The sequence below is a fragment of the Bradyrhizobium paxllaeri genome (assembly GCF_001693515.2).
GTDB lineage: Bacteria > Pseudomonadota > Alphaproteobacteria > Rhizobiales > Xanthobacteraceae > Bradyrhizobium > Bradyrhizobium paxllaeri.
This window is the reverse complement of sequence record NZ_CP042968.1, coordinates 7,201,848-7,218,925: the sequence shown is the minus strand read 5'-3', so window position 1 is coordinate 7,218,925 and position 17,078 is coordinate 7,201,848. Positions and strand designations below refer to the sequence as shown.

Sequence of the window (17,078 nt, the reverse complement as noted above, 5' to 3'; positions counted from 1 at the left end):
TGGTGCGGCGCGCATTGGGGATTTCGTCGTGATCAGTAACTACCGCCCGTCATCGTCGGGATGGGCCATCATCCTGTTGAGCGTGACCGCGCTCGCGCTCGGAGGCTGCGGCCGCAAGGGCGGGCTCGACCTGCCGCCGACCGCGGCCGCGCCGCAGGCGCAGGCGACGTCCGATACCGAAGCCGAGCGCGCGGCGCAGCCCGGCGTGTTCAATTCGACCTACGGAGCCGACGCCGGCCCCAGCGCCCCCAAAGGCGGCAAGAAGAAATTCGTTCTCGATCCGCTGCTGGACTAGAGTCTTGCTTTTGACGCGTTTTCTTGACGCGAACCGGTATCCACTTCGCTCGAAAACGCTATGAGCGCGCCATGAACCATTTTGACTATCGCAACGGCGTGCTGCACGCCGAGGCCGTCAACCTGTCCGAACTGGCTGATGCCGTCGGCACGCCGTTCTATTGCTATTCGACCGCGACGCTGGAGCGCCATTACCGGGTCTTCACCGAGGCCTTTGCCGGCGAGAAGACGCTGGTCTGCTACGCCATGAAGGCGAACTCCAACCAGTCGGTGCTGCGCACGCTGGCGAAGCTTGGCGCCGGCGCCGACGTCGTCTCCGGCGGTGAGTTGAAGCGTGCGCTGGCGGCGGGGATTCCGCCCAACAAGATTCTGTTCTCCGGTGTTGGCAAGACAGAGGCCGAGCTGCGCGCGGCGCTTGCGGCCGACATTCTCTGCATCAACGTCGAGTCCGAGCCCGAACTGGAATTGCTGTCGAGGCTCGCGGTCGAGGCCGGAAAGACCGCGCGGATTTCGCTGCGCGTCAATCCTGACGTCGATGCCGGCACCCACGCCAAGATCGCCACCGGCAAGTCCGAGAACAAGTTCGGCATTCCGATCGAACGCGCCCGCGAGGTCTATGCCCGCGCGGCGAAGCTGCCGGGGATCGTGGTGACCGGCACCGACATGCATATCGGCAGCCAGATCACCGATCTCTCCAAGATGGAAACCGCGTTCCGGATTCTGTCCGATTTCGTTCACGCGCTGCGCTCCGACGGTCACAAGATCGAGCATATCGATTTCGGCGGTGGGCTCGGTATTCCCTACCACGCCGACCGCGAAGCGCCGCCGCTGCCGTCCGCCTATGCCGCGATGGTCAAGCGGGTGACGCATAATCTTGGCTGCACGCTGATGTTCGAGCCGGGACGCATGATCGTCGGCAACGCCGGCATCCTGGTCTCGCGCGTGATCTATGTGAAGCCGGGCGAGGCCAAGAATTTCGTCATCATCGACGCCGCGATGAACGATTTGATCCGCCCCACGCTCTATGAAGCCCATCACGATATCCTGCCGGTTCGCGAGCCGGCCAGGGAAGCGCGAACGATTACGGCCGACGTGGTCGGGCCGGTCTGCGAGACCGGCGACTATCTCGCGCTCGACCGCAATCTGCCCGAGCCCAAAGCCGGCGACCTGCTGGCGATCATGACCGCCGGTGCCTACGGCGCGGTGCAGTCCGGCTTCTACAATACGCGCGCGCTGGTGCCGGAAGTCCTGGTCAAGGACGATCAGTACGCGATCGTCCGCCCGCGCATCGAGGTCGAGGATCTGATCGCGATGGACAAGCCGGCGCCCTGGCTGTGATCGATAAGCGGTCTGTCGTCGTGTGCTGACATTGCGCCGATTTCGAAGGAGGTTCCGAAGCGCATTCTGGCCTTGGCGATTTTGACGATGGCGACGGTGTCAGCTTTTGCATCGTTCGGCCTCATTATGCGTCCTTGATAGAACTCCGGATCGACGATCGCAGCGAACCAGGGAGAACAGACATGACAGTTTCAGCGGAACGGGCAGTCCTTGCCGGCGGCTGCTTCTGGGGTGTGCAGGATCTGCTGCGCCGCTATCCCGGCGTGATTTCAACTAAGGTAGGCTACACCGGCGGCGAAGTGCCAAACGCGACCTATCGCAACCACGGCAATCACGCGGAAGCCATTGAGATCAGCTTCGATCCGCAGACCATCAGCTATCGCAAGCTGCTGGAGTTCTTTTTCCAGATCCATGATCCCTCGACGCTGAACCGCCAGGGCAACGACCGCGGCGCGAGCTACCGGTCGGCCATCTTCTACACCAGCGACGCGCAGAAGCGGGTGGCGGAAGACACCATCGCCGATGTCGATGCTTCCGGCCTATGGCCGGGCAAGGTTGTCACCGAAGTGGCGCCTGCCGGACCGTTCTGGGAAGCCGAGCCCGAACATCAGGATTATCTGGAAAAATATCCTGACGGCTACACTTGTCACTTCATTCGGCCGGAATGGACGCTGCCGCACCGGGCGGAGAAAGCTGCAACAGATGCGAGCGGAGCCTCAGTCGCATGACAAAAGCCTCCGATCTGCTGGTGGCCGCCCTCGAGAACGAGGGCGTCGAATACATCTTCGCCATTCCCGGCGAGGAGAATCTCGACGTGCTGGAGTCGCTGCGGCGCTCGAAGATCAAGCTGGTGCTGACGCGGCACGAACAGGCGGCCGGCTTCATGGCGGCTACCTACGGGCGGCTCACCGGGCGCGCGGGCGTCTGCCTGACGACACTGGGTCCCGGTGCGCTCAATCTGACGACGGCTGCGGCCTACGCGCATCTGGGTGCGATGCCGATGGTCATGATCACAGGGCAGAAGGCGATCCGCAGCAGCCGCCAGGCGCGCTTCCAGATCGTCGACATCGTCGCGACCATGCGGCCACTCACCAAGATGGCGACGCAGATCGTCTCCGCGCAGAGTATTCCGACGCTGGTTCGCGACGCCTTCCGGGTCGCGCAGCAGGAGCGGCCGGGCCCCGTGCATCTCGAACTGCCCGAGGATATCGCGGCCGACGAAGCCGCGGCCGAGATCATTCCCCCGCATCTCGTCGAGCTTGCGGTCGCGCCTGCAGCGGCCATCGAGCGCGCCGCAGCCATGATCGTGGCTGCCCGCAGGCCGCTCGTCATGCTGGGCGCCGCGGCGAGCCGCCCGCGTCTGGCCGAGCCGCTGTCGGCGTTCGTGCGACGATGCGGGATTCCCTTCTTCAACACCCAGATGGGGAAGGGCGCGGTCAATGCCGGCTCCAATCTCTATATGGGCACGGCCGCGCTGTCGGAGCGGGATTGGGTTCACGAGGCCATCGACCAGGCCGATCTGATTATTTCGATCGGCCACGACACCGTCGAGAAGCCGCCTTTCCTGATGGGCCATGATGGACCGCAGGTCATCCATGTCGGCGCCACGCCCGCGACGGTGGAGCAGGTATATTTTCCGCAGGCGGAGATTGTCGGAGATGTTGGTGCGGGCCTTGCCGCGCTCGCCGATCGCCTCGAAGGCAATCTCCCCAATGGTCAGGCATTGCTGGGCTTGCGGGAAGGGATTCTTGGCCACCTCGCCGAACGGGCGACGGAGGATCGGTTTCCTCTGACGCCGCAGCGCATCGTGCACGACGTCCGCCAGGTCATCCCGCCGGACGGCATCGTTGCCCTCGACAACGGCATGTACAAGATCTGGTTCGCCCGCAACTATCGCACCAGCGTCGCCAACACGCTGCTGCTCGACAATGCGCTGGCGACCATGGGTGCGGGCCTTCCTTCGGCGATCGCAGCCGCGCTGATTCATCCGGACAGGCGCGTGCTCGCCGTCTGTGGCGACGGCGGCTTCATGATGAATTCGCAGGAGCTGGAAACGGCCGTGCGGCTCAAACTGAATCTCGTCGTGCTCGTGCTCGAGGATCGCGCCTACGGCATGATCCGCTGGAAACAGGAAGTCGATGCGTTTCCGGACTTCGGCCTCGAGTTCGGCAATCCTGATTTCGTCGCCTATGCGAGGTCATACGGAGCCAACGGCTCCCGCGTCGGCAAGGCCTCGGAACTATCGACCATGCTGGAGGCTGCTTTCGAGGAAGGCGGCGTGCATCTCGTCGTAGTGCCCGTCGACTACAGTGAGAACATGCGCGTGCTCGTCAAGGAGTTGCCCCCGGTAGTTCAGGCCAAGTGAAAGCCTTGCATCGGTCCTGTGCGCGAAAATCTATTTTCGATTACGTCGTACGGCCGAATTCGTTGCAGTGAATCGGATCCGGTGAAACCTGGGCATGGGAATTCGCATGGGGATAAGAAACCGTAAAACCGCGCCCGCGGCGGCTCTTGCTCTCACTCTCACCGTCGCGTCGCTCGCCGCGGCCGCCGTCGGCAACCTCGGCTTCATATCGCCAGCCATGGGTGACCTGGCTGCACTCACGAAGAAACAATCAGATGCGCTCAGTGCATACAATAGTGCACGCAGCCAATTTGAAGCGATCCTGGCCCAGCGGCGCGCGCAGATCAGTTCGAAGCAACTACCGAACTTGCCGGGACAGGCCCTCTATCTTGCGCGCAACAGCATGATGAGCGCGTACAAGGACCTCACCGACGCGCTTCCATCCAGAATAGGAAAGCCCAACAAATACGGAATCCCTCCGGCGTATTTCAGCGCCGACAATGAACCGCTCCTCGATGAGTACAGAAAACTCTTCGACATCATGCAGGCGCCGCCCGCCAGCGCACAAAACTCGGATACGCCATTCAAGGACGTTGTCGATCTGGGAACAGCCATTGCGCGCGCCAGGGGTCTTGATGCGGCCAATGCCGAAGCCGCGGGCCGCATCAGCCTGGGGCTGTTTTATGCCGAGACAAACGGTAACCAGAACATCGGGAATGCGCGCTCGAACAAATACAAGGGCAGTCTGCAATCAGGCGTATCAGAAGATCAAAACGGGCAAAGGAAATGGGCGGCGATGAAGAAGTCGATAGCCGCCTTTGATCCCGCATTGAATGTGCGCGACGACAAGGAAGAGGTCCGCGCCGGGAATCTGGATCGTCGGTACAACCACTGGACCGCCGTGCGCGATGCCCTCATGAACGCACACGCGGATATTTTTCCGCAAGTGCCGGCGATCGTGAAAACGCTGCCGGACCCGATCGATCAGATGAAGCTGTTTGAACTGATCCAGATCATTCCGAGCCCGACCAAATCAGCACTCGCTTCCCGCAACCTGCTCGACTACCGAATCTCCGACCCGAGGATCATGGGATATCTGCGGAACAACAGCATGTTCACCTTTGGACAGGCCGACAGGGCGAAAACATCTGCAACCTTCCGCGAGATTCTGGATGCGATGTGGCTCTTCAACGAAAAATTTGAACGAGCGCTTTCCAAATTCGACGAGATCAAGAAGCAGTCAAAGAGTTGAAGGCGACAGGCAGGAAGGGGATGTAGGGCTATCGCTTATGCGGTCATTGTAGTGGTTCTGTGTGTCCACAAACTCGTCATGCCCGGGCTTGTCCCGGGCATCCACGTCTTGGCCTCCGCTCAAAAAGACGTAGATGGCCGGGACAAGCCCGGCCATGACGATGCGGAAACTTATGCGTTCGCGAGTTGGGCGCCGTCATATGCGATCGCCCTGGAAGGGAATGGAAGGCCGCCGCCGCGCCATCAGAGCGGACCGAGGATACCCCATCGCGGCTCACAGAATTCCTTGACCGCCGCCGCGACGCCGCTGCTGATGATGTCCCGGCGTTCAGGTGAACTCATCATGAGTTCCTCGTCCCGGTTGATGATCGATCCCGCCTCCAGCAGCGCGGCAGCCATCCGGGTCTTTCTCAGCACGATCAGCTCATCGTAGCGATACACGCCGGTTTCCCGGTTCAGCAGCGGACGCTGGTGCCGGCCCATGATCGCTTGCGAATATTGCCTGGCATACTCGAGGCCCTGGGCCTTCATTTCCTTGCCGATCAGTTCGGCGAACATGAGGCTTGTCTTGAAGTCCGGGTTCTCGCGCGAGACAAAGACGGAGTATCCGCTGAAGCGGTCGCTGAAACGGCTTTTCTTCCCCTCGAATTCCCAATCCTCGAGGAATTTGTTGGGCACGGAGTCATGGTGGATCGACAGGAGGAGGTCCGCACGCAGATCGTTGGCGGTGGCGACGCGTTTGAAGAGGCTGCGCCTGGCCTTGCCCTCGGTCAGAAGCAATCTGGTCTCGGCAAAGCCTTCGGCCTTCAGTTTCTGCTCGATCTGCTTCGCAAGGCGCAGATTGAAGACAAACTCGGAGACATTGCGGGCGCTGATCGCGCCTTCCGATTCGGCGGTATGTCCCACATCCAGAACGATCCGGAACTTCGAGGGCTCGCAACGCGTCGCGACCGGTTTCAAAGCGGCCGCGGGCAATTGGACCGGACCCAGCGCGGCAAGCTTTACGGTATGGCGCTTAGGCGAGGTTGTACGCTTCGCCAAAGCGGCTGACTTGGCGGCCGACTTGGCGGCTGACTTGGGCGAAGCGACGTGCTTTGGCGGCTTGGCTTGTCTTGACGATTTGCCTTGCTTTGGAGAGCCTTTGAAGAGATCCGACAGCCAGCCGGCGTTGCCGGCGTCGATCGGCAGCAGCACCACTGCCGCCATTGCCGCGATGACCGTGCGGCGGCCGGGCCAAAATCCCCAAGCGATACTGCCGAGATCACAAATGAACTCGCGGCGTGTCATGCTCGCTCCCCTGCAGGCATCATAGCATCAGAAGTCGCAATGCCGGAAGAGGGGCGGTGATGTCCATTCCGGGTCAGTACGGAACACTTGTCTGTTTTTGTCTTTGGCGCGCGTCCGCTTCATTCCCAATAACCGACGCAAATGCTCCCCATCGTCATGTCAGGTTTGTGGCAATTCCAGCCGTGAGCCGCCCTTTCTTCCTGCTCGGCAAAGATTTCCCACCCGGGGCGCACCGCTAGTTCCCTGCGACGATTGGCGGAGTGAGTGGTGCCGGCGGCGATTGGTAGGTTCAGGAATCATGGTCTGATACTTTATTCGACTCGAGCGCGGACAGGCATTTCAACCGGGGTATGGCATGGCAAGTCGATTGGCGACGGCGCAATCCACCGTGGCGATGTGGCGTCGGGGCACTCCTACCATAGCGACGCTCGCGGCGATGGCCCTGCTTGCGACGCTGCCCGGCCCCGCCGTGGCGCAACGGGCGCGTCCCGCGTCACCTGTCGAGGCGACGGCGCCGCGCGAGGCAGGCGAGCCGATCATGGCGATCGTGTCGATCAAGACCCAGCATGTCACTTTCTACGACGCCGACGGCTGGATCGCGCGCGCACCGGTGTCGACCGGCACCACGGGACGCGAGACGCCAGCCGGCATCTTCGCCATCGTCGAGAAGAACAAGGACCACCGCTCGTCCCTTTACGACGATGCCGAGATGCCGAACATGCAGCGCATCACCTGGAACGGTATCGCGCTGCACGGCGGGCCGCTGCCCGGGTATGCGGCCTCACACGGCTGCATTCGGATGCCTTTTGGCTTTGCGGAGAAGCAGTTCGACAAGACGCGGATCGGCATGCGTGTGATCATCTCGCCGAACGACGCGGCTCCGGTCGAGATTTCCCACCCGGCGCTGTTGATGCCGAAAGCGGAGGCCGTAGCAGTCGCTCCGTCGCGGGCCGAAACGCTGGCCCGCGAGGCCGCAGAGGCCGTCAAGACGGCCGACGAGGCGAAGAAGGCCGCCGCTACAGCGGCGCGCGAGACAGCTTCGCTCGCGGCGTCGCTGCGCAGGCTGGAAGGGCTCAAAAGGAACGCCGACGCCGAGCTTGCGCTCGCCGACAAGGCGGTCGCCGCCGCAAAAACCGACCAGGCCAGGGCGCAGGCCGAAGATCGGAAGCAGAAGGCCGCCCCAAAGGCCGCCCAGGCTGCGACTGATCTCGACACGGCCAGGCCTGACGCGAAGTCGAAGCTCGACGCCGCGGCGGCTGCGAAGGACGCCGCCAAGGCGGCCGAAAAGCGGAAGGCCGAGCTGGCCAAGGCGGCGAGCGAGGCGAAGCTCGCGCTCGAGCCCGTCTCGATCTACATCAGCCGCGCGACGCAGAAGCTGTACGTGCGGCGCAACACGCACAAGCCGGCGCCGGACGGGGGCGGCGAGGTGTTCGATACGTCCATCGAGGTTCCGGTCGCGATCCGCGATCCCGGCAGGAAGATCGGCACGCATGTGTTCACGGCGATGGCGCGCAACGATTCGGGCCTGCGCTGGAGCGCGGTCACGATCGACAACGGGGACGACGCCAGGAGCGCGCTCGACCGCATCACCATCCCGCAGGATGTGCTCGATCGCATCGGGCCGACCGCATTGCCTCGGTCCTCGATCGTCGTCTCGGACGAGCCGCTGAGCCGCGAGACCAACTATCGCACCGAGTTCGTCGTGGTGCTGAGCGACCAGCCCCAGGGCGGCTTCATTACGCGCCGGCCTACGCCCGCCGTCGACATGGCGGACAGCAGCACCTGGGGCGGCGAAAGCTCCGGCTTCTTTTTTCAGCCCTGGAATCCCCAACCCCAAACCGGCTATGCGCGTCAGCGCGGGGGGCAACCCTATTATCCGGCGCAACGGGGCTATCCGGCGCAACAAGACTATCCGATGCAACCGGGCTATCCGATGCAACCGGGCCGATGGTGAGACGCGGTACGCCGAGCGCAGGCCGCATGGCAGCTCAGGGGCGATGCGACCCCCGTCGGCGCGGCCGAGCAGCGGGCGCGGCATGATGAAGCCGAGCATGTGGCGGATTTGAAAAATTGACGATCATCTCTGCGGTCGTAGCTTGCCGCTATGTAGTGATGGGGCACCTGAGGCTTGCCGTTCCTTCGCTTCGTAGTATTCGGCTGAAAACTTGATTGACCATCGTGCGAAGAACGAGCGCAATTGCGTGGTGGACTTTTCGACGCCGAAACGTTCGGCGACATGCGCCTTGCGCAGCCATCTCACCGCCGTTGCGAGGCCAGTGGTGCGTTCGAGCCTCTCAACCGCCGCGATGCCGACGATCTCTGCCTGCCGATAGCGAAAACCGACTTTCCTGATGACATACACGCGTTTGATGGCTTCAAAGCCCTTGAATACGAGCTGAACGAATGGATGTTTTTTTGCCTGCGGCCAGGCCGCCGGGTAAACAGGGAGCACCAAAAGCTTGCTCTTGGCGATGACCGTTGCGAGCGGATGCAACAGTTGCGTCCAAGCTGGCCAGGATGTGACCTTGGCGAACAATACTGCGTGCATCGCCATTGCAGCCCCGAAAGAGATCGGGAGCCAAAGGACCGCGCCCAGGAGCACGAGCAATGCGGTGTTCGGCGTGAGATGCCGGCATTTTCGGAACACCCAAGCCATGCCGCTTTCAAAGCCACTATGCACGGCTTGTTCGAACGCCCGGTAGCTGATCTTCCGCCGGAGCCACGACCAGTTCCGGCGGATCGATCTACTCCACTGTCGACGTTTCGCTTCGGAAACGGGAAGAAAGCGCAGCACGCCGTTTATGACAGTAACGGTGACATTGCCAAGAACCTTGGCCGCGAAGAGCGGAAGCCAGACAATCTGCATTGCTAAAGGGAAGGCGTAGTCGAGCAGCCGCATCAAGATCGAAAGGATGAAATGAAGGATTTTGTTGGCGGCAAGCGTGATGAAAACAAGTGGGATGATAACCACATCGTCGAGGGCACCGCGGAAGCGGCTTTCCTCGATCCATATCGGGTGATGATAATGGGTCACGGGGCATGTTTCCGGGCGGAAGACAATGGTCGTGCCGGTTCAAATTAGCACACTGGAAGGATCTGGGGTGACCTCATTTACCAGCGGTTGAGCGACAGCCCGCTGTTCGCAAGGGGGGCGGACTCGGAGGTGCCAGATCGCAAATGCCTTAGTCCGCCGCTCTGCCACAGGGGCAATTGCCGAAACCACCGCTCCGGATAAAATTGATCGATTGCATCGAGAGCGCCAGCAATGCTCAAACGGTTGTTGTCCGACTTCGATTATCAGTATCCGAGATATCCGACGAGTACCGACGGCTTTGCGCGGGGGATGATCCGATGAAGTCCAGCAGTGCAGATTTTTCGGCGATACTAGACCGCATTCTCGATACGGCGGCGGACAATCTCAGGGTCGCAAAGATCCTGGTTCAAATGGGTCTCGATCCCAACAACATCACCTACGACGCACTATTCAACCGGCTGCTGGAAATCGTGTTGGCCAACATCACGCTAGCCAACATGTTCGCCCTGGTTGGCGCCGTCTTCTTCGTGGCTACCTTGCTGATGCAGACGATGGTGCCGCTGCGCGTCGCGAATATGACCGGCTGTACATTCTTCGTCGCCTTTGGCGCGCTCTCCGGAAACGTGGCGACTTTTCTCCTGTACCTGCTGTTGCTGCCGATCAATGCCGTTCGCCTCCGTCAAATGCTCAATATGATCAAGAAGGCACGTATCGCGACGGAGGGCGATACCTCGATGGAATGGCTCAAACCGTTCATGACCGAGCGCAGATACCGCCGGGGCGACCAATTGTTCAAGAAGGATGATGCTGCTAACGAAATGTTCCTGACGATCACGGGAAAGTTTCTGGTCACGGAAATCGGCGTCGAACTTCCGCCGGGACGTCTCATGGGCGAACTTGGCTTCCTTACCCCAAATAAACGGAGGACCGCGACGGTCGAATGCATAGAGGACGGGCAAGTGCTGACCATAACTTATGAAAAGCTGCTCGAGATCTACTTTCAAAATCCGCAATTCGGCTATTACTTCCTCGTTCTGACCAGCCAGCGTCTGCTCGAAAACATCTCACGGCTGGAAGGAATTATCGCAGAGGCGAAAGTCGCGCGGCAGACTGCAGCCACGGATGACATAGGTTAACCCTTGGCTCTTGATTGTGTCACTTTTCCAGGTCCTGCTCCGTCGTCAATTATTGGGCCCCTGCCTTTTGTGCTTTTGGCACCGCCTCGAGCAGGAGCGCGAGCGCCTTGCTGAAGCCTGAAGTGGCATAAGATGCGCCCCGATAGTGCCCGAGACGCGCGACGACGAGGTCGTGCGAGGGAATGATCAGCGTGGTCTGCCCGCCAGCGCCCGCCATGTAATAGGCATCGCGTGGGACTGGATATTGCCCGTCGCCGTTGAGCCAGAAAAAAGCGCCATAGATCGGCCGATTGTCCGCGGCCCAGGCGGGCGCAAGCGTGCTGACGAATGTCGTGTAGCCCTCCGGGAGAATGCGCTCGCCGTTCCAAACGCCCCCCTGAAGAAAGAGATTGCCAAGCCGCGCCCAGTCGCGCCCGGAAGCGACCTCATAACCTTGCCCCAGAAAATTTCCGAACGGATCAGTTTCGATCACCATGGTACGAATGCCGAGCTTGTCGAACAGCACCCGCTGAGGAAATGAGAGATATTCGTCGCCGCGTTTTTCGACACCGAGCCGGATCAGATAGTTGATAAGGACCGGATCGGTGTTGCGATAGCGTCCGACCGTGTTGGGAGGCCATTGCAATGGCCGTGTCGCCGCGTAGTGAAAGGAATTGATGCCGCCGGTATAAAGATAAACGTGATCCGGGTAAGGCCCCGTTGGGTCGTAATCCGGGTCTTGGGGCGCCCTGATCCGAAGCCCGCTCGACATGTGAAGGAGATCCGCGATGCGTATTCGGGCGCGCGGGTCGCCGGGCGTTTGCCATTCAGGAATCGGTGCCGGCTGGTCCAAATCATAGACGCCGTCTTTGACCAGAATGCCAAAGAGCGCTGCCGTGACGCTCTTGCCCATGGACCAGCTTTCGAGCGGCGTCTGCGCCGTAATACCTTCCGCGTAGCGCTCGGCAATGAGGCGGCCTTTCCACGTCACGACGAATGCCGCGGTCAATCCTTCGGCCGGCTGGAATGCGGCATCCACGGCAGCATTGAGTTTCTCGGCGTCGATCTCTGTCGGCAACGGCTCCCGCGGCAGCATGTCGCCGATGGGCCACAGCTCGGTTGCGGGATCGGGCAATCGGCTCTTGACGGCGACCGGCTTGAAATTCACGGCGTTCTCGCCGATCGGGAACGTGACGCACCCCTGGCTCCCGAGATATTTGGCGGTACGGGTCACGCCGTTAGGAAGCGTGACATGGACCGCCTTGTTGGCGCGATCGATGACGGGCTTGCCGAGCCTCGCGCGCAGTCCGTAGGGCGCCGTGAAGAACCCAACATTTGCGGCCGCGAAGTCGGGCGCCAGGCCGGTCATGAATACAGCGGAACACATGACCTTCGCATATCCGGCGGCATGATGTGCCAGGGGATCGCCTGGCGGCGGCACATAGGGCGTATCGAGTTCGAATGATTTCGCCCGCGCGATGAGCGCGTCGTTGGCCAGAGCCTGCGGAGCCACCGCCGTGCCGGTGAGAGCCGCAAGAATCGTCATCAGAAGACATCTATTCATGATCGCTCCCGCGATAACGAACGATAATCGTGCGATTCAAATGCTGCGCGCGCAACACATTAATGCGCCAACCCGCATCTGAATGAGAGTATGGACGAGCTCTCGGCGCAGGATATCAGATCGGTGGCACAACCGCAGGGCCGCCGGCTACAGTCGGTGACTTCCGCTTCGGGTCAGACTCGGAGATGACGGGTTCGTTCTCCTCAACAACGGAAATTTGCCGCTATCGCTTGAGGTACGAAAACTGCCAGCAAGCGAATACCGGCACGGAAACGCTTTCAGCGGATGTAAGCCAATTCACATATTGCGCATCGCCACCGCAGTATCCTTCGATCCGATTTAGCGTCGGTCCCGCAGCGGCTTTGAAAGCTGCGCTGTTCTCAACCTGGTCGTTCGAGAACCTGGGCTGCAGTGAGAGGCCAGACGCCCATTTTGAATGGCAGACTTGCCCTGCTGTGAACCGGCGGGCGGATCATACTGAAGCAATTGTTGGATTGCATTGGCGCGCGCAACAACATGCGCAAAGCGGGTCGCTATGGACCGGACTGCCGTCAAGGAAAGCGGTTACCACGTCATACCGCGTCGTTCGATGCGAAGACGAAGGGGCGGCGCTCTCATTGCGATGCTCTCCATCGCATGTATCGTCCTCCTCACGAGCGAAGCCAGTGCTCGATGTTCGGCGCGAGCCGCCCTGCAAAACCACCTGACGCTCAAGGCAGCTCCCTCCAATGCGCCGCCGGCTCCAGTCACATCCGCCTTCGCGGTTCCGGTGTGGCGGACAATTACAGTCGGAACGTTTGCAAATTCCTTTGCCCTGCTTAGCGCGCTGGATGCAGCAGGCTGTGGCATCGGAAGCCTGGCTGAGGAAATTCTCGCGCGACCGGCCTTTAACGTCGGCACGACGAAAACAAGCGTGGAGCTGTTTGCGGTGTCGGCCGCCGAGCTTGGCTTTCAGACCGGTACGGTGCGGCTGGCGGAGGTTTATGCGCGGGCTCGACAACTGGGTTTCGGACTTGCGGCAGCAGAGGTTGGTCCGCAGCTGAGGCTGCAATACTTCGACCAGCCGATGGGTGAATTTCTCATCGCAATGGAGCCGATCAAAACGTGGAAGGGAGACCCCGTCATTTTGGCCGTGGCCAATGGTGGAGCGGGATTGGTCCTGATCGGCCAGGATGGCAGCGCCGATGCAGAAATACCCGTAGCGTCCCGCTTCCTGTTCGTGCGGTCGAACGAAGCCGCATTGGCGAAGGCGGTCCGCGGGGGTGACGAGGCCGCAAGTCTCGGCCGTCGCTGAGTTTCTGAAGCAGAACGAGGAGCAGCGATCATGGAATCAGTTCCGCGTGCGCCACTCCGAGCGGCCTGTCATTGCAGTTTGGCGGTCCTTCTGACGTGTTTGGTCGGCACGGCAGACGCTCGTCCGATGCTGTCGCCGTCGGAGCAATTTCCCGGTCCCTGGCTGGAAGTCACGCAAGAGGTCAGGGACATCCTCACGCTGAACAAAGTCTCGGCCTGCAGTCAGGCTGCGGGGCGGGAATCGTCGCGCAATCCCGGCGAATATCTCTTGTATTGCACATCGGACGAGAAGCGTTGGACAAGCTGGCGCGTACAACCCGCAGCGCGCAGCGTTCGAGGCCCGCGCGGGCTCTTCCGGGACATCGGACTGCCGGAGGGATATTAAGACCAGTCGGGCGGAGCTGCCGCGCGAGGAACCGGCTCACCAGCTAGAAAATGGACCTCCGAAAGGTGTGTGCCAGAATTGAAAGCTCCGTGGGTGCGAATAGCGGAAGTTGTTCCCCGGACTGCGTCGCCGCTTCTTGATGCCTCCTTGCGGTTCGCCGCTCAGCACGACCACGAATTCCGTTCCCTTGCCGGTTTCCGGGCTTAACGCCTCGTCCGTAACGATCAGCGAAGATCGCGGCGTGATGTTGCCGATGCGATCCAATACGTCCTGCGGAATGGCGATGCGATCGAGCGCAGTCTTTGCGTTGTCCGGATTCGCAGGCTCCGGTTCAACGTCGCGACCAATACTCCCGGGCGCCCGGTTGTGTAGCTCAGCCGTGGCACCGAGCGAACGTCCGCCGCCCAGCGAGACGACGTTCCATCGCAAGCCGGTGTCGCTGGTCGTGCGCTCGGTAGCGGTGAAGACATGCGTGCCGATCGGGCGATCCGGATCTGCGATCGTGACCGGACTTTCCAGGATGGGCTTGAATGCCTGACGGACATAAAGCCGCTGGGTCTTGCGGCTGATCAGCACCGATACCGGCTGGAGTTCGCGTGCGACCTCACGCGCCGCCTCGGCGGCAGCGACGCGCACAGTCTCCGCTGCGGCGACGGCCTCCCGCGCGGACGTGACGGCATCGAGCCGCAGTTGCAGATTCACGTTGGCGACGTCCCATTGCAGTTGCAGCTCCGCGATCTTGGCAACCGCCTGCGCCTTGGCTTCCTCAGCCAGCTCCTTTGCCTCCGCTGAGATGCCGGAGCCAAGTTTGGTTTCGGCTGCTGTCAATTGCGCCTCGGCGATGCGCTTCAGATGTTCCGCCGTGCGAACCGGTGCCCTGGCCTGCGTAGCCTCCCGCAAGGCCGTCGCGGCGGTTGTGCGCGCCTCGGCCGCTTTCCGCGTGGCCTCCTGCGCCTCTGTGGTGCGGGCGGCGACCAGGGCGGCGGCATCCGGCTTGGGTTGGAACAGAAGCGGGTGGGCGAGTTCAATCGGCGCCACATCGGTTGGGGCCACGATCACCCGCATGCCCATCATAGTCTCGCCGAACAGGCGTTCGGCGAAGTCGAAAGGCAGCCGGATACAGCCATGGGACGCCGGACGCCCCGGCAGGACGCCGCCATGGAGTGCGATGCCTGACCAGGTGATGCGCTGCATGTGCGGCATGAAGGCGTCGTCATACAGGTTCGAGTAATGCTCCTCGACTTTCTGGATGACGCTGAAGATGCCTGCAGGTGTTTCGCGTCCCTTGGTGCCGCTCGATACCGGCGCCCGCAGGATCCAGCCCTTGGAATCGTAGACGGTGATCCGCTGGGTGCGGAGTGAAACGATCGCCATGACCGGCTCGCCGGCGTTGCGTGACTGAACGGACTCGATCGGTCGTTCGCGCCGTCCACTTTTGGCGGACGCATCGTCTCCCGCGGCGATCAGCACGGCCAGAGCCGCAACGGCAAGACATGCAGGCCGCAGCCGCCTCCGCTTGCACTCCGGGCTTACGCAACGAGACGTCATGCCGCCCCAACTGATCAATCGGGTCAACGCCAGTCTGTACTGAAGTACAGACGGAACGTAACGCCAATCGGCAGGACTTGCCAACATGGAACCGCACCGCTGTCCGGCACGCGCCGGCACATGGACCGGCCGTCCTCGTTACTTCGCCCCGTGGCCGCTCTTTCCGCTGCCGACCACGACGCCTGCCGCTTTTTCGATCGGCTTGATCGCGGCGGTAAAGTCCGACTCCGCGCCCTCGTCGCGGATGATGACCTCCCAGAGCCGGCCGACCGCGTCGGCGACTTCCATTGACAGCCCCAGCGCTTTCATCTCTTCCAGCGCAAGCCGCACGTCCTTGACCATCAAGCCGGTGGCGAAGCCGAAATCGAAGCTGCGTGGCAAGACCGAGCGCGGAAACTTGTCGCGGCTCGCGGTGTTGAGGCCGGAACCGGCGTTTATGACGTCGATCATCACGGCCGGATCGAGCCCCGCCTTGACGCCCATCACTACCGCTTCCGACGTCGCCACCATCGCGGTCGCCGACAGAAAATTGTTGGCGAGCTTCATGGTCTGTGCCGAGCCGGGCTTTTCGCCGATGAAGAACACTTTTCCGATCACCTCGAGCGCCGGCTTTACCGTCTCGCAATCGGCACGCGGGCCGGAGACCATCACGGCAAGCGTGCCCTTTTCGGCGCCGCCGACGCCGCCGCTGACGGGGCTGTCGATCTGCACGATATTTCGCTTGGCCAACAATCCCTGAATTTTCGCCGCCATCTGCGAGCCGACGGTGGAGAGATCGACGAATCGCTTGACGCGCTGGCCCTCGATCACGCCGCCCGCGCTGGTCGCGACCTCGAGCGAGGCCTGCAGCGAGGGCAGGCTCGCCAGCACCGTCTCGCAGCGGTCGGCGAGATCCTTGGGTGACGAAGCCGCCTGCGCGCCGAGCGCGACCAGCTTGTCGACGGCCTCCTTGCGCGTATCGAACACGGTGAGCTGGTGCTTGGCCTCGATCAGGCGCCGCGCCATCGGGAAGCCCATTTTCCCGAGGCCGATGAATCCGATTTCCATGGTCTCTCCCCGAATTCGTCATTGCGAGCGCAGCGACCCTTCTACGCTTGCTGCGCAAGCTTCGCAGGGCTCAAGTCCGCCGAAGCGCTTGCGCGAAGGCGGGAGCAATCCACCCTTCGGCTTGCGGGACCATGGATTGCTTCGCTCGCAATGACGGTTGAAACTGTTTGTTGTTATTCGATCGCTCTTACGCCTTGTCCAGTTCCGCGAACACTTCACGCGCGATGCGAAAGCTGTCGACGCCGGCCGGAATGCCGGCATAGATCGAAACCTGCATGAATATCTCGCGGATCTCCTCGCGGCTGACGCCGTTGGTCAGCGCGCCCTTGATATGCGCCTTCAATTCGTGCGGCCGGTTCAGGATCGAGATCATGGCGAGGTTGAGCATGCTGCGGGTCTTGCGCGGCAGTTCGTCGCGTCCCCACACCGCGCCCCAGCAATATTCGGTGACGAGTTCCTGAAACGGCTTGTTGAAGCTGTCGGCATTCTTCAGGGCGTTGTTGACATAGGCCTCGCCGAGCACGGCTTTACGAATTTCCAGCCCCTTGTCGTGTGTCTTCTGGTCCATGTCGTTTCCT

General features: G+C 61.6%; 14 protein-coding genes. 8 read left to right on the top strand and 6 right to left on the bottom strand.

The genetic code is table 11. The features are described from left to right. The first annotated feature begins 28 nt into the window (after positions 1-28). The 5 genes from lptM to LMTR21_RS34465 all read left to right on the top strand — a co-directional run bounded on the left by lptM (position 29) and on the right by LMTR21_RS34465 (position 5,228). The gene (gene lptM, locus LMTR21_RS34485) at positions 29-295 is read left to right on the top strand and encodes an LPS translocon maturation chaperone LptM (protein WP_065752262.1); all 267 of its coding nucleotides are present in this window, start codon (positions 29-31) and stop codon (positions 293-295) included. Between the two features lie 71 nt (positions 296-366). Next, positions 367-1,632, top strand: coding sequence for a diaminopimelate decarboxylase (gene lysA / locus LMTR21_RS34480; protein ID WP_065751982.1), 1,266 nt, complete (start codon positions 367-369; stop codon positions 1,630-1,632). 182 nt (positions 1,633-1,814) lie between these two features. Continuing rightward, complete coding sequence (msrA, locus tag LMTR21_RS34475; RefSeq protein ID WP_065751981.1) at positions 1,815-2,360, top strand: peptide-methionine (S)-S-oxide reductase MsrA; 546 nt, start codon at positions 1,815-1,817, stop codon at positions 2,358-2,360. Beyond that, on the top strand, positions 2,357-3,997 hold the full coding sequence (locus LMTR21_RS34470) for an acetolactate synthase large subunit (protein ID WP_065751980.1): 1,641 nt from the start codon (positions 2,357-2,359) through the stop codon (positions 3,995-3,997). The genes msrA and LMTR21_RS34470 overlap by 4 nt, the downstream gene beginning before the upstream one ends. Before the next feature lie 217 nt (positions 3,998-4,214). Then, a complete protein-coding gene (locus LMTR21_RS34465) occupies positions 4,215-5,228 on the top strand; it encodes a hypothetical protein (protein WP_430642607.1) in 1,014 nt (337 codons plus the stop codon). A 242-nt stretch (positions 5,229-5,470) separates the two neighbouring features. On the opposite strand, the gene LMTR21_RS34460 is transcribed toward LMTR21_RS34465, so the two are convergent. Continuing rightward, positions 5,471-6,514, bottom strand: a complete 1,044-nt coding sequence (locus LMTR21_RS34460) for an N-acetylmuramoyl-L-alanine amidase family protein (RefSeq protein ID WP_347339143.1) — start codon at positions 6,512-6,514, stop codon at positions 5,471-5,473. 355 nt (positions 6,515-6,869) lie between these two features. On the opposite strand from LMTR21_RS34460, the gene LMTR21_RS34455 reads away from it, so the two are divergent. Beyond that, positions 6,870-8,468 (top strand): L,D-transpeptidase, encoded by a 1,599-nt coding sequence (locus LMTR21_RS34455; protein ID WP_065751978.1) that lies wholly within the window; start codon positions 6,870-6,872, stop codon positions 8,466-8,468. Positions 8,469-8,591: 123 nt separating this feature from the next. Here the strand turns inward: LMTR21_RS34455 and LMTR21_RS34450 are convergent, their stop codons facing one another. After that, positions 8,592-9,548 carry a hypothetical protein gene (locus tag LMTR21_RS34450; protein ID WP_065751977.1) on the bottom strand — a complete coding sequence of 319 codons (957 nt, stop codon included), beginning with the start codon at positions 9,546-9,548 and terminating at the stop codon, positions 8,592-8,594. A gap of 317 nt (positions 9,549-9,865) precedes the next feature. Here LMTR21_RS34450 and LMTR21_RS34445 point away from each other — a divergent pair, with 317 nt between their 5' ends. Then, complete coding sequence (locus tag LMTR21_RS34445; protein ID WP_065751976.1) at positions 9,866-10,684, top strand: Crp/Fnr family transcriptional regulator; 819 nt, start codon at positions 9,866-9,868, stop codon at positions 10,682-10,684. A 49-nt stretch (positions 10,685-10,733) separates the two neighbouring features. Here LMTR21_RS34445 and LMTR21_RS34440 read toward each other — a convergent pair whose 3' ends face one another. Then, the gene (locus LMTR21_RS34440) at positions 10,734-12,227 is read right to left on the bottom strand and encodes a serine hydrolase domain-containing protein (RefSeq protein WP_065751975.1); all 1,494 of its coding nucleotides are present in this window, start codon (positions 12,225-12,227) and stop codon (positions 10,734-10,736) included. 535 nt (positions 12,228-12,762) lie between these two features. Here LMTR21_RS34440 and LMTR21_RS34435 point away from each other — a divergent pair. Continuing rightward, positions 12,763-13,521 (top strand): hypothetical protein, encoded by a 759-nt coding sequence (locus LMTR21_RS34435; RefSeq protein ID WP_065751974.1) that lies wholly within the window; start codon positions 12,763-12,765, stop codon positions 13,519-13,521. Between the two features lie 420 nt (positions 13,522-13,941). Here LMTR21_RS34435 and LMTR21_RS34430 read toward each other — a convergent pair whose 3' ends face one another. The 3 genes from LMTR21_RS34430 to LMTR21_RS34420 all read right to left on the bottom strand — a co-directional run bounded on the left by LMTR21_RS34430 (position 13,942) and on the right by LMTR21_RS34420 (position 17,068). After that, the gene (locus tag LMTR21_RS34430; RefSeq protein WP_065751972.1) at positions 13,942-15,375 is read right to left on the bottom strand and encodes a L,D-transpeptidase family protein; all 1,434 of its coding nucleotides are present in this window, start codon (positions 15,373-15,375) and stop codon (positions 13,942-13,944) included. Positions 15,376-15,591: 216 nt separating this feature from the next. Beyond that, positions 15,592-16,500: an NAD(P)-dependent oxidoreductase gene (locus LMTR21_RS34425; RefSeq protein WP_065751971.1), complete on the bottom strand. Its 909-nt coding sequence runs from the start codon at positions 16,498-16,500 to the stop codon at positions 15,592-15,594. A 187-nt stretch (positions 16,501-16,687) separates the two neighbouring features. After that, on the bottom strand, positions 16,688-17,068 hold the full coding sequence (locus LMTR21_RS34420) for a carboxymuconolactone decarboxylase family protein (RefSeq protein ID WP_065751970.1): 381 nt from the start codon (positions 17,066-17,068) through the stop codon (positions 16,688-16,690). Between the last annotated feature and the right edge of the window lie 10 nt (positions 17,069-17,078).